Raw genomic sequence first — 12725 nt, 5'->3', positions numbered from 1 at the left:
CGTGAAGCTGCGCGACCTGGTACGCCGTCCTGTGTACAGGCTCTACGCACGCCGGGTGGAAGGCCGCATCGACCATGACGAGACGCCCAAGCACATCGGCGTCATTCTGGACGGGAACCGCCGCTGGGCGAAGGCGTCCGGGGGCACCACGGAACAGGGCCACCAGGCCGGGGCCGACAAGATCTCCGAGATGCTGGGCTGGTGCACCGAGACGGACGTCGAGGTCGTCACCCTGTGGATGCTCTCCACGGACAACCTGGACCGGCCCGAGGTCGAGCTCCGCCCGCTGCTCAACATCATCGAGAACACGGTCCGCGGCCTCGCCGCCGACGGCCGCTGGCGGGTCCACCACGTGGGCAACCTCGACATCCTGCCCGCCGGGACGCAGAACGTCCTGAAGGAGGCCGAGGAGGCCACCCGCGGAGTCGACGGGATACTCGTCAACGTCGCCGTCGGCTACGGCGGCCGCCAGGAGATCGCGGACGCCGTCCGCTCGCTCCTGCTGGAGCACGCCACCAAGGGCACCTCCTTCGAGGAGCTCGCCGAGATCCTCGACATCGACCACATCGCCGAGCACCTCTACACGCGCGGCCAGCCCGACCCGGACCTCGTGATCCGCACCAGCGGCGAGCAGCGGCTGTCCGGATTCATGCTGTGGCAGAGCGCGCACTCCGAGTACTACTTCTGCGAAGTCTTCTGGCCCGCCTTCCGCAAGGTCGATTTCCTGCGGGCCCTGCGCGACTACGCGGCCCGCCACCGGCGCTACGGCTCCTGAGCCCTCCCGCGGGTCCCGGGCACGCCGTCGTACGGCACCTGACCTGCGAATCTCTGATACCCCCTCGGCACCTCACGGCGCGCCCGGACCCGTCCGCGGCGCGCCGTCCCCGTGCTCCCGTACGCCGCTGCGCCGCTTCGGGGCCCCTGCGCGCAAGGCCTTCACCAGGGATTCACCGAGCGTCCGTCATATGCCATGGCATGGCCGGTCCCAATCGGGGAATACCCCTTGCAGGTCGATGCCCGATCCACGGGTGTCGAGTCTCAGCGGACGGCATGGGGTCGTCCGCCCGGGAGGCCCTTTGCACCAGGACGAGCGTGCGGTTCGCACGGACGGAGTGGAGGGCCGGGAGTCGGCCCGCGCATGGGTGCCGATGACCGGTCCGGTCTTCATGGCCCGACCTCTTCCGAGGGGGTACGTCCTTCCGTGGTGACCAGCACAAAGAGCCGCCTGCCCGACAGGCGGACCTACGTCCTCGACACCAGCGTCCTGCTGGCAGACCCCAACGCGATCACCCGCTTCGACGAGCACGAGGTCGTGCTCCCGATCGTGGTGATCACCGAGCTGGAGGCAAAGAGGCACCATCCCGAACTCGGCTACTTCGCCCGTCAGGCCCTGCGCCTGCTCGACGACTTCCGGGTTCGCTACGGACGCCTCGACGCACCCATCCCGCTGGGCGATCTGGGCGGCACCCTGCGTGTCGAGCTCAACCACTCCGACCAGAGCGTCCTTCCCGCCGGCTTCCGACTGGGGGACAACGATTCGCGGATCCTCGCGGTCGCCCGCAATCTGCAGGCCGAGGGATACGACGTCACGGTCGTCTCGAAGGACCTCCCGCTGCGCATCAAGGCCTCCTCCGTGGGGCTGATGGCCGAGGAGTACCGCGCGGAGCTCGCCATCACCGATGCCGGCTGGACCGGCATGAGCGAGCTGGCGCTCTCCGGGGAGCAGGTCGACCTCCTCTACTCCGAGGAGCGCCTCTACGTACCGGAGGCGGCGGAACTGCCCGTGCACACCGGGCTGGTCATCCAGTCCGAGCGTGGCAAGGCGCTGGGCCGGGTCGCCGCCGACGGGAACGTACGGCTCGTCAAGGGCGACCGGGAGGCCTTCGGACTGCACGGCCGCAGCGCCGAGCAGCGGATCGCGCTCGACCTCCTGCTCGATCCGGAGATCGGGATCATCTCGATGGGCGGCCGGGCCGGCACCGGAAAATCGGCGCTGGCGCTGTGCGCGGGCCTGGAGGCCGTCCTGGAGCGGAGGCAGCATCAGAAGGTGATGGTCTTCCGGCCGCTGTACGCGGTCGGCGGCCAGGACCTCGGCTACCTGCCCGGGGACGCCTCCGAGAAGATGAGCCCGTGGGCGCAGGCCGTCTTCGACACCCTCTCGGCGGTCGCCGGGCGCGCGGTCATCGAGGAGGTGCTGAACCGCGGGATGCTGGAAGTCCTGCCGCTCACGCACATCCGGGGCCGTTCGCTGCACGACGCCTTCGTGATCGTGGACGAGGCGCAGTCGCTGGAGCGCAATGTCCTGCTGACCGTTCTGTCCCGGATCGGGGCCAATTCGCGGGTCGTTCTGACCCATGACGTGGCCCAGCGGGACAACCTGCGGGTCGGCCGCTACGACGGAGTCGTCGCCGTGGTCGAGAAGCTGAAGGGGCATCCGCTCTTCGCGCACGTCACGCTCACCCGCTCGGAGCGCTCCCCGATCGCCGCGCTCGTCACCGAGATGCTGGAGACCCTGTAGTTCGAAAAAGGGTAAAAACCCCATAGCGGGAAGGCGAGTTGGCGCCGCCCGGCAAAGGCCCAGGAGCCTAGCCGGGCGGCGCCTTCGTGCACAGGGCTTTGGCGAAAACAACGGTGACGTGCCTGGTGTGACCTTTCCCACGCAACGGAGAATTGCCCTGCGGCGTCGAGGTCCGGCAGAGTCTGTTTTCCGTCAGGCCCCGCATACGGCACACCTGTATCTCCCGTGAGATGCGCGCAGCACCACTAACTCCACAACTGATCGCCGTATGCCGCCCGGAGCAACACGAGGCACTCCCGCGAGGGAGTCGCCCACGGGCCCGCGTCTCCAGTGACCGAACCATCATGGAGGCCAGTGTCGAGGGGCACTCTTGCGCCCGCCCGGTCACTGCGGACGCTGCTGGAAGGACACCGTGTGAGCCGGATCTCGGTTCGGGGATTCGCTGTGGCTTCGGCCACGGCGGTCACCACCGTCGGCGCAGTCGTGGGCGTTGCCACCGGCGACCCCGCCTCGAACGATCTCGAGACGACCGCGTCCGGGACGACTCTCCTCACTGACATCCCGGTCGGCGACCAGGCTCAGGTCCAGAACGCGTCCCTGACGCAGCAGGCCGACGCCATCGCCCACGCCGCCGACGCCGACGCCAAGCGCTCGGCGGAGGAGTCCGCCCGCGTCCAGGCCGCCCAGGACGCCAAGGCGAAGAAGGCCGACGCGCAGAAGGCCGCCGACGAGAAGGCGAAGAAGGAGCGCGACGAGAAGGACCAGGCTGCCAGCCGTTCCGCCTCCCGCGACGGGGCCGACTTCGCGCCCCAGAGCTCCTACACGGTCGCCCAGGTCAAGGCCATCGCCCAGCAGATGGTCCCGGCGGGGCAGTTCCAGTGCTTCTCCAAGATCATCAACCAGGAATCGACCTGGAACTACCTGGCCGTGAACAAGTCCTCGGGCGCCTACGGCCTCGTCCAGGCCCTGCCCGGTTCGAAGATGGCCTCGGCCGGCGCCGACTGGCGCACCAACCCCGCCACCCAGATCGAGTGGGGTCTGAACTACATGAACGTCCGCTACGGCAGCCCGTGCGGAGCCTGGAACTTCCACCAGGCCAACGGCTGGTACTAGTCACGGCATGCGAGGCGCACCCGCGCCTCAACCCCGCGGAGCCCCGCACCGTCCTACGGTGCGGGGCTCCGCGCGTGTACGGTCTTTCGAGGTGTGTCCGGGTATGCGGTGCGGTGCGGAGCGGGGGGAAGGGAACGACATGGCGAAGACGGCAGGATGGATCGGCCGGCTCGGGAACAGGCTGAGCCGCGTGGAGGCGCGACTCGCGGAGCGCCGCGCCGAAGTCGAGGCCGAGACCTCCGGGAACCTCGGTGACCTGCCGGCCCGCCCCGCGGGCCGCGCGACCACCGCGGCCGCGGGCTCCACGGCCGCCGAGGGGCCCGGAGTCCCCGGCGCCGCGGCCTCCGCGCCCGGCGCGTCCGAGCCCACGGGCGGCGGGCACGCGCAGGCCCCCGCCGCGGCCCACTCCGCCCCGGTCCGCCCCGAACCGGTCGACGTCATCCCGTGGGGCCTGCGCGTGGCCGCCGAGGCGAGCTGGCGGCTGCTGCTCCTCGCCGGGATGGTCTGGATCCTGATGAGGGTGATCAGCGAAGTCCGCCTGGTCGTCCTCGCCTTCGCCGCCGCCCTCCTGGTCACGGCCATGCTCCAGCCCTTCGTGGTCCGACTGCGCCGCCTCGGCATGCCGCGCGGGCTGGCCACCGCCGGCACCGCGATCCTCGGCTTCGTGGTCATCGGGCTCGTCGGGTGGTTCGTGGTCTGGCAGGTCATGGACAACCTAGACCAGCTCTCCGACCGGCTCCGCGACGGCATCAACGAGCTCAAACTCGCGGCACTGGACAGTCCGTTCCACGTGACCGAGAAGCAGATCAACGACATCGCGAAGAACCTCAGCGAGACCATCGGCACCAACACCGAGCAGATCACCTCCGCCGGCCTGCAGGGCGTGACGGTCCTCGTCGAAGTGCTGACGGGCATGCTCCTCGCGATGTTCTCCACGCTCTTCCTGCTCTACGACGGCAAGCGCATCTGGACCTGGTCCCTGGGCCTGCTCCCCGCGGCCGCCCGCCCCGGCGTCGCCGGCGCCGGTCCGCGCGCCTGGCGCACGCTGACCGCGTACGTGCGCGGCACGGTCCTCGTCGCGCTGATCGACGCCATCTTCATCGGCCTCGGGCTGTACTTCCTCGACGTCACGATGGCCGTGCCGCTCGCCGTCTTCATCTTCCTGTTCGCCTTCATCCCCCTCGTCGGCGCGGTGATCTCCGGCGCCCTCGCCGTGGTCGTGGCGCTGGTCACCCAGGGGCCGTTCATCGGGCTGATGGTGCTGCTGGTGGTCCTGGCGGTGCAGCAGATCGAGGGGCACGTCCTCCAGCCCTTCATCCTGGGCCGGGCGGTACGCGTCCACCCGCTCGCGGTGGTGCTGTCGGTGGCGGCCGGCGGCCTGATCGCGGGCATCGGCGGAGCGGTGGTCGCCGTCCCGCTGGTCGCCGTCACCAACACGGTGGTCGGCTACCTGCGGGCCTACTCCCGCGAGCAGTTCCACCACGGGATCGCCCCGGTCGGCCCCGCGCCGCACGGGGCGACGGCCCTGGGCAGCCCGGTTCCTTCCGACATGGGGGAGACGCGAACAGGTGATAACCGAGCCTGAGTTCGACGGCGGGAGCTCCGGTTCGCCGGAGCCCCCCGGGCTGCCCGAGGCCTACGAGGAGGGCCCGGGCCCGCTCCGCCGGCCCTGGCGGTGGGCGCTGGGCGGGGCCCTGCTCGCCTCCGCGCTGTGGGCGGGAGCCTGGGGGGCCGTGGCCCCGCAGGACGGCCGGCCGCCGCTGCGGTACGCGCTGCCGATGAGCCTGTGCGACGAGGCGAAGCTGCCCGCACTGGCCCGGCTGGCCGAGACCGCCGGATGGGAGTACACCCCGAGGCTCTGGGAGCACCCGGGCGTGGACCAGGCGCTCTGCATGCTGAGCACACCGCGCGGCGGCTCGCAGGAACCCCCGGCCGCGCCCTCGCTCGCGTACGAGGTCCAGGTCTCGGTGACGCTGCACAAGCTGACCGACCCCGCCCCGGAGTTCGGCGCGGATCCCGGGGGGATCGGCTGGATCGGGACGGTCCGGTCGGACCCCCGCTCGGTGCCGGGGCTCGGCGAGCGGGCCCTGATCACGGAGGCGGAGTACGGCAAGTGGTGGCGGCTGACCGTGCTCGACGGGGGCGCGGTGTTCACCATGGACGTCTCGGTGTGGACGGACACCGGGGACGACGGCCGGGTGGTCGAGGGCGAAGGGCCCCTGCCGGAGCCGCCGAAGCCCGACACCGACGCGCTCCAGGCTGCGATGATCGACGACATGCACACGCTGATGAAGGTGTTGCGCGGCTAGTCGGGGGGCGGGGAGATGATCGGCGAGCCGGAGATGGTCGAGGGGGACTGGGAGACCGCGGGGCGGCCGGGCGGCGCGGTCCCGGAGTCGGAGGGTCCGCGCGAGCGGGCGCGGGGCCCGCGCACACCGTGGCGGTGGGCGCTGGGCGGGGCGGTGGCGGTCTCGGCGGTGTGGGCGGGCGCGCTCGCCGCGCAGGACGGCCTCGCGGGTGCACCGCGCATCGGCTACCGGCACTCCGCGGACCTGTGCAAGGAGACCCGCTTCGAGGTGCTCGGCCAGGCCGTGGGCCAGGGCTTCGAGGGATTCCAGAGCAGTGAGGGCGCGCACCCCGCGCGGGACTGGGCGTACTGCGGGGCCGACATGCGCTACGAGGAAGGGTCCGTCATGTACGGGGCCCAGGTGCTGGTCGAGCTGCACAAGAAGGGCGGCCCCGGGGAGGAGTTCGCCACCGGCCCGGCGATGGATCCGGGGACCCGGCTGGACCTGGCGGAGCGCCGCGAGGTGGCGGGCCTCGGCGACCGGGCGGTGCTCGACCGCTTCTACGGGAGCGGCGGCGAGCGGCTCATGGTGCTCGACGGGGCGGCGGTCTTCACGATCACCGTGGAGTGGTACCGGGCGGCCCCGGGCGAGCCCCGAGACACCGGCGCGGGCGTCGACGAGGACGCGGTCCACGCGGCGATGATCGAGGACGTGCGGGCGCTGATGGCGAAGCTGCGGCGGTAGCGGTAGCGGTAGCGGTAGCGGCAGCGGCAGCGCGGGCGAGGGTGCGGGTGCGGGGCCCGTCCAGACGGGCGGAGGGGCCCCGCGACCGGAGTCGCGGGGCCCCTCCGTTTCCGTACGGGGGTGTCACTCGCCCGCGAGGACCGCTTCGGAGTCGAGGGTGACGGCCACGGCCTGGATCACCGAGGCGATCTTGAAGGCCTCCTGGACCGTCTCGCGGTCGACGCCGGCCTTGCGCAGGACCTGCTCGTGCGAGTCCAGGCACTGGCCGCAGCCGTTGACCGCGGAGACGGCGAGCGACCACAGCTCGAAGTCGACCTTCTCCACGCCGGGGTTGCCGATGACGTTCATCCGCAGGCCCGCGCGCAGCGTGCCGTACTCCGGGTCGGAGAGCAGGTGGCGCGTGCGGTAGAAGACGTTGTTCATCGCCATGATCGCGGCGGCGGCCTTGGCCGCGGTGTACGCCTCCGGCGACAGCGCGGCCTTCGCCTCCGGCTCCAGCTCACGCAGGACGCGCGGGGAGCGGGCGGCGATCGCGCAGGACAGGACCGTGCCCCACAGCTGCTGCTGCGAGAGCGTGTCCTGGTTGCCGATGACCGAACCCAGGTTCAGCTTCAGGTCCTTGGCGTAGTCCGGTATGGCGGACTTCAGGGAGTCGAGGGACATCGCTCACTCACCGGCCAGCAGCGCGCCGGCGTCGATGGTGCTGTCGCCCTTGGTCCAGTTGCAGGGGCACAGCTCGTCGGTCTGCAGGGCGTCGAGGACCCGCAGGACCTCCTTGGGGTTACGGCCCACGGAACCGGCGGTCACCATGGAGAACTGGATCTCGTTGTTCGGGTCCACGATGAAGACGGCGCGCATCGGGAGGCCGTCCGAGCCGAGGATGCCGAGGTCGGCGCAGAGCTCGCGCTTGATGTCGGACATCATCGGGAAGGGCAGGTCGCGCAGGTCGGCGTGGTCCTTGCGCCAGGCGTGGTGCACGTACTCGGAGTCGAGCGAGAAGCCGAGGATCTGGGCGTCGCGGTCGGCGAACTCCTCGTTCAGCTTGCCGAACGCGGCGATCTCGGTCGGGCACACGAACGTGAAGTCGAGCGGCCAGGAGAACACGATCTTCCACTTGCCCTCGTAGGTCTTGTGGTCGATCTGCGAGAACTCAGCCCCGGCCTCGAGCGAGACGCAAGCGGTCAGGTCGTAGGTGGGGAACTGGTCGCCGACAGTGAGCACGTGCTCTCCTTGCGGAAAGGAAAGTGACCCTTTTGGGGGCTTTCCGAGGGGGTTGGACTGATCTCACATGCTGACACAGCTGCATTGATTGCGGAAATAGCTACTCTTGTGATGAGTGATCGGAGGTGCCTATCAGTGGCTGTGAGTCACAGGGGAGCGAAGCAGGCGACGCTCGCGCAACTGCGGGCCTTCGCCGCCGTCTCCGAGTACCTGCACTTCAGGGACGCGGCCGCGGCCATCGGCATGAGCCAGCCCGCGCTCTCCGGAGCCGTCTCGGCCCTGGAGGAGGCGCTCGGCGTCCAGCTGATCGAGCGGACCACGCGCAAGGTGCTGCTCTCGCCCGCGGGTGAGCGGATCGCGGTCCGCGCGCGGGCCGTGCTCGACGCCATGGGCGGGCTGCTGGAGGAGGCCGAGGCGGTGCGCGCCCCCTTCACCGGGGTGCTGCGGCTCGGAGTCATCCCCACGGTGGCCCCGTACCTGCTGCCGACCGTGCTCGGGCTCTTCCACCGGCGCTACCCCCGCCTCGACCTCCAGGTGCACGAGGAGCAGACGGCCTCGCTGCTGGAGGGGCTGGCCGGCGGCCGGCTCGACCTGCTGCTGCTCGCCGTGCCGCTCGGCGTCCCGGGAGTCACCGAACTGCCCCTCTTCGACGAGGATTTCGTGCTGCTCGTACCCCGCGAGCACCCGCTCGCCGGGCGTCGGGACATCCCGCGCGGGGAGCTGCGCGGCCTGCACCTGCTCCTCCTCGACGAGGGCCACTGCCTGCGCGACCAGGCCCTCGACATCTGCCGGGACGCGGGGCGCACCACGGGGGCGGACGTCACCACCACCGCGGCCGGGCTGTCCACCCTCGTACAACTGGTCGCCGGGGGGCTCGGCGTCACGCTGCTGCCGCGCACCGCGCTCCGGCTGGAGACCACCCGCAACGAACAGCTGGCCACCGGGTACTTCGCCGAGCCCGCGCCCTCGCGCAGGATCGCCCTGGCCATGCGCACGGGAACGGCCCGGCAGGAGGAGTTCCGGGCCGTCGCCGACGCGCTGCGCGAGGCCATGCGCCCGCTCCCCGTCTGGCTGACCGACTAGTGCTGTGACCGGGAAGGTCCGCCGGGCCGCAGGCGTACGGGGCTGCCGGCTATTCCGTGCGCAGGCCGTCCGGGCGCATCAGCCGCAGCAGCGGCGGCAGGCTGAGCAGGGTCACCAGGACGGCCACGCCGCCGCCGATGCCGGCCATCGTCGCGACCGGGGCCCAGTCGATCCGCACCGGGACGGCCGCCATCCGCATCAGCACGGCGCCGAGCGTCAGCCCGACCGCCGAGGCCAGGACCAGGCCCAGGCCGATCGGCAGGGCCGTCTGCCAGAGCACCGACAGGCTCAGCGTGGAGCGCTTGGTGCCGAAGGCGACCAGCGCCGACAGCAGCTTCCCGCGCTCGCGCAGCTGCTCCAGCTGGGAGACCAGCAGGCTGGCGCCGATCAGCAGCAGCACGGCCGTCGCGCCGAAGAGCAGCCCGGTGCGAATGGTCGCGTAGCCACTGTCCTGCCGGGTGGACTGGTGCGTCATGATCATGGCGAGCGGGGCCGCCTTGAAGGCGGCCGTCCGCGCCTTGTCCATGGCGTCCGGCACCGACGGGTCCAACTGCACGTACACGTGCGGCCAGCGGTCGTCGGGCACGGCCTTCGGCGCGACCGAGGGGGTCACCAGCAGTCCGCCGCGCAGGTCGCCCGTCGGGTCCGGGCGGTTGGTGACCGGGCGGGCGCCGGCCGGGAAGGTCCACCGGGCGGGCTCGGACGCGCCGTCCTCGCCGGTCGGGCCCGGGCCGAGGCCGACCCAGAGCGTGTCCCCGGGCCGGGCCGTGGGCTGGGGCACCCCGCCCTTCAGGGCGGGCGAGTCCGTGATCACGAAGGCGTCGCCGTCCCGGCAGGGTTCGACGGCCGCGTACTCGCGCAGGGCATCGCAGCTGCCCACGGTCACCTGGACCAGGTCGTCCGCCGCGGGAAGCCGGTGCGCGGCCTTGAAGGAGGCGGGCGCGACGACCTTGGCGACTCCCTCGGCCCCGGAGACCGCCCGGGCGGCGGCGTCGACCGCCGCCCGGTCGGTCGGGGGCATGACGATCGAGATCGCCGCGCGGGCCGGGTCCTGCCCGGTCCGCGTCGTGTAGTCGCCCTCGACGCCCGCGAAGAGCATCTGGAGGGCGATGGCCCCGGCCACGGCCACCGCGATGCCGTTGACGAGGCGGGCCGCGCCGCCGCTGGAGACCTGGAGCCGGCGCACGGCGAGCTGCCAGGACACCGGCCCGCCGGACAGTCGGGAGACGACGCGCTCCAGCAGCCAGGGGAGCAGCGCGGTGATCCCGACGAGCAGCAGCACCACGCCGGCGCTGACCTGCCACCGGTTGAAGTCCCCGTGGCGGGTGCCGTGCCCGGTCATCGGGGCCAGCAGGCCGAGCCCGCCGAGCGGCAGCAGCAGCCGCCACCAGACGCGGCGCCTGCCCGGCCGGGCGGTGTGGACCACGCCCAGCGGCTCGATGACGACACCGCGCAGGGCGAACAGGGTCACGGCGACGGCCGCGGCGGGCACCGCGAGCGCCACCAGTACGGCCAGCCACGGCGCGGGGTCGAGGTCCGCGGGGAAGACGCTGCGCTGGTGGAGGGTGACGCCGCCGACCAGCCGGCGGCCGATGAGGAAGAAGCCCGCGCCCAGCCCGAGCCCGACCACGGATCCGGCCAGGGCTTCGCCGGCCGCGATCCGGCGGACCATGCGGCCGTCGGCGCCGACCAGGCGCAGCGTCGCGAGCCGGCGGTCGCGCCGCTCCCCGCCGAAGCGGACGGCGGCGGCGATGAACACGGTGACGGGCATCAGCAGGGCCACGAAGGTCAGCACGACCAGGAGCGTCAGGACCGGGTCGAGCTCGCGCTGCCCGATGTGCCGGTTGAAGCCGAGCACCCGCTGGGCCCGGTGGTCCTCGGGCCCGGTGATCTCCAGGTCGCCCTTGCCGGCGTAGAAGTACAGCTCGCCCGGCCCGGTCAGGCCGGCGTCGCCGATGATCCGGGTGGGCTTCCAGGCGTCGAAGCGCTCGCGCAGCAGCGCGCCGTCGGACGATGCCAGCAGCCTCTTCAGGGCCGGGGAGACGGCCATCTCGCCGGGGGCGGGCACCGATTGAAGTCCGGGCGGCACCGGCGCGTCGGGGCCCTCCGCCAGCAGGAACCTGCCGTCGACGTCCCTGTTCTTGTACATCTGGTTCGCGTTGGCGACGAGCAGCGTGTCGCGGCCGGGCGCCGTGCCGACGGGCGCGGGCATGTAGAAGCGCGCCTCCCCGCGGTCGCCGCGGGTGGCCAGCGCGCCCGGTATCGCGGTGCTGATGAGCAGCAGCGCGACGCCGAGTCCGACGCCCACGCCGGTGAGCAGGGTGCGGGTCCAGCCCTCGCGGCCGCCGCCGAAGGCGAAGCGGACGCCCATGGCGAGGTCCCGGAGCCATGACGATGACGCGGACGCGCTCATGCGATCCACTCCATGTCGCGGGAGCGTCCGTCGCGTACGACGATCTCGCGGTCGGAGTACGCGGCCACGCGGGTCTCGTGCGTGACCAGGACGACGGCGGCGCCGGTGGACCGGGCGGCCTCGGTGAGCAACCGCATCACCAGCTCGCCGTTGAGGGAGTCGAGGGCGCCGGTGGGCTCGTCGGCGAAGACCAGCCGGGGCGAGGTGACGAGGGCCCGGGCGACGGCGACGCGCTGGCCCTGGCCGCCCGAGACCTCGCCGGGGCGCTTGCGGCCGAGGTCGTCGACCCGGAGCCGCTCCATCCAGTGCAGGGCGGTGCGCTCGGCTTCCTTGCGCTTGACCCCGGTCAGGCGCAGGGGCAGGGCCACGTTCTCCAGGCAGGTCAGCTCGGGCACGAGCTGGCCGAACTGGAAGACGAAGCCGAACTCGCTGCGGCGCAGGGCGCTGCGCTCGGCGTCCTTCATGGCGGAGAGCCTGCGGCCGGCGTAGGTGATGGTGCCGGAGTCGGGGGTGACGATCCCGGCGAGGCAGTGCAGCAGGGTGGACTTGCCGGAGCCGGAGGGGCCCATGACGGCGACGACCTCGCCCGCGTGGAGGGAGAACTCGGCGCCGTCGAGGGCCGTGGTGGTGCCGTACGCCTTGCGCAGGCCCGTGGCGCTGAGCAGCGTGCCGGACGGGGTCATCCGCGCACCTCCCGGGCGAGCTGGTCGAGGCGGGCGGCGGCGAGCTCGAGCCAGCGCAGGTCGGCCTCCAGGTGGAACAGGGCGTGGTCGCAGACGAGTTGGTCGGCGAGGTCGCCCGCGGCCTTGCGCCGGGTGAGGATGCGCATCAGGCGCAGGTGCTCGGCGCGCTGGGTGTCCAGGAGCTCCTGGGCGCCGCGGCCGGTGAGGAGGGCGAGCACGACCTTGGTGTAGAGGGTCGTCTGGAGGTACGGCTCGGGCTTCTCGGGCTGGGCGAGCCAGGTCTCGACGTCGGTGACGCCGGCGTCGGTGATGGCGTAGCGCTTGCGCTCGGGGCCGCCGCCGCTCTCGATTCCGTCGACCTCGACGAGACCGTTCTTCAGGAGCCTGGACATGGTCGAGTAGACCTGCCCGTAAGCGAGGGGGCGGTCGTGGCCGAACTTCTCGTCGAAGGCCCGCTTGAGGTCGTAGCCGTGGCGGGGGCCGGCCTCCAGGAGGCCGAGGAGCGTGTGGCTGATGGACATGCGAGGGACTATACATGCGGTGTATACCCTCGGTGTATAGGCCTGGCGCCGAGCGGAACTCCGGCCGGGGCTGCGCCCATTCGTAGGCACTGGCGTCCCGGCAGGGCGCGGCTCGGCACCCGGGCCCCGGGGCGGCTGGCA

The 12725-nt window shown here is 72.1% G+C and carries 12 protein-coding genes; 7 read left to right on the top strand and 5 right to left on the bottom strand.

Translation table 11 applies throughout. The features are described from left to right. Position 1 precedes the first annotated feature (1 nt). The 6 genes from DRB89_RS17170 to DRB89_RS17145 all read left to right on the top strand — a co-directional run bounded on the left by DRB89_RS17170 (position 2) and on the right by DRB89_RS17145 (position 6663). Complete coding sequence (locus DRB89_RS17170; protein WP_112450416.1) at positions 2-775, top strand: isoprenyl transferase; 774 nt, start codon at positions 2-4, stop codon at positions 773-775. Positions 776-1201: 426 nt separating this feature from the next. After that, the gene (locus DRB89_RS17165; RefSeq protein WP_112450415.1) at positions 1202-2518 is read left to right on the top strand and encodes a PhoH family protein; all 1317 of its coding nucleotides are present in this window, start codon (positions 1202-1204) and stop codon (positions 2516-2518) included. A 396-nt stretch (positions 2519-2914) separates the two neighbouring features. Continuing rightward, a complete protein-coding gene (locus DRB89_RS17160) occupies positions 2915-3631 on the top strand; it encodes a transglycosylase SLT domain-containing protein (RefSeq protein ID WP_204358065.1) in 717 nt (238 codons plus the stop codon). Positions 3632-3770: 139 nt separating this feature from the next. Next, positions 3771-5216, top strand: a complete 1446-nt coding sequence (locus DRB89_RS17155) for an AI-2E family transporter (RefSeq protein WP_112450414.1) — start codon at positions 3771-3773, stop codon at positions 5214-5216. Next, positions 5200-5940 carry a hypothetical protein gene (locus tag DRB89_RS43000; RefSeq protein WP_162688612.1) on the top strand — a complete coding sequence of 247 codons (741 nt, stop codon included), beginning with the start codon at positions 5200-5202 and terminating at the stop codon, positions 5938-5940. Before DRB89_RS17155 ends, DRB89_RS43000 begins: the two co-directional genes overlap by 17 nt. A 15-nt stretch (positions 5941-5955) precedes the next feature. Then, positions 5956-6663, top strand: coding sequence for a hypothetical protein (locus DRB89_RS17145; protein WP_112450412.1), 708 nt, complete (start codon positions 5956-5958; stop codon positions 6661-6663). Positions 6664-6786: 123 nt separating this feature from the next. On the opposite strand, the gene DRB89_RS17140 is transcribed toward DRB89_RS17145, so the two are convergent. Together DRB89_RS17140 and DRB89_RS17135 are read right to left on the bottom strand one after the other, a co-directional pair. After that, complete coding sequence (locus tag DRB89_RS17140) at positions 6787-7326, bottom strand: alkyl hydroperoxide reductase (RefSeq protein WP_112450411.1); 540 nt, start codon at positions 7324-7326, stop codon at positions 6787-6789. A gap of 3 nt (positions 7327-7329) precedes the next feature. Then, on the bottom strand, positions 7330-7884 hold the full coding sequence (locus tag DRB89_RS17135) for a peroxiredoxin (RefSeq protein ID WP_112450410.1): 555 nt from the start codon (positions 7882-7884) through the stop codon (positions 7330-7332). A 135-nt stretch (positions 7885-8019) separates the two neighbouring features. Between DRB89_RS17135 and DRB89_RS17130 the strand changes: the two genes are divergently transcribed. Continuing rightward, positions 8020-8967: a hydrogen peroxide-inducible genes activator gene (locus DRB89_RS17130; protein ID WP_239516193.1), complete on the top strand. Its 948-nt coding sequence runs from the start codon at positions 8020-8022 to the stop codon at positions 8965-8967. Positions 8968-9016: 49 nt separating this feature from the next. Here the strand turns inward: DRB89_RS17130 and DRB89_RS17125 are convergent, their stop codons facing one another. The 3 genes from DRB89_RS17125 to DRB89_RS17115 are packed head-to-tail and all read right to left on the bottom strand — an operon-like array spanning position 9017 to position 12584. Beyond that, positions 9017-11380: an FtsX-like permease family protein gene (locus tag DRB89_RS17125; RefSeq protein ID WP_112450408.1), complete on the bottom strand. Its 2364-nt coding sequence runs from the start codon at positions 11378-11380 to the stop codon at positions 9017-9019. Next, positions 11377-12063, bottom strand: coding sequence for an ABC transporter ATP-binding protein (locus tag DRB89_RS17120; RefSeq protein ID WP_112450407.1), 687 nt, complete (start codon positions 12061-12063; stop codon positions 11377-11379). Before DRB89_RS17120 ends, DRB89_RS17125 begins: the two co-directional genes overlap by 4 nt. After that, on the bottom strand, positions 12060-12584 hold the full coding sequence (locus DRB89_RS17115; RefSeq protein ID WP_112450406.1) for a PadR family transcriptional regulator: 525 nt from the start codon (positions 12582-12584) through the stop codon (positions 12060-12062). Before DRB89_RS17115 ends, DRB89_RS17120 begins: the two co-directional genes overlap by 4 nt. Between the last annotated feature and the right edge of the window lie 141 nt (positions 12585-12725).

The organism is Streptomyces sp. ICC4, assembly GCF_003287915.1.
In the GTDB taxonomy this organism is placed as follows: domain Bacteria; phylum Actinomycetota; class Actinomycetes; order Streptomycetales; family Streptomycetaceae; genus Streptomyces; species Streptomyces tritrimontium.
Note: the sequence above shows the minus strand (reverse complement) of the source record. Positions and strands in the feature narration are given on the sequence as shown.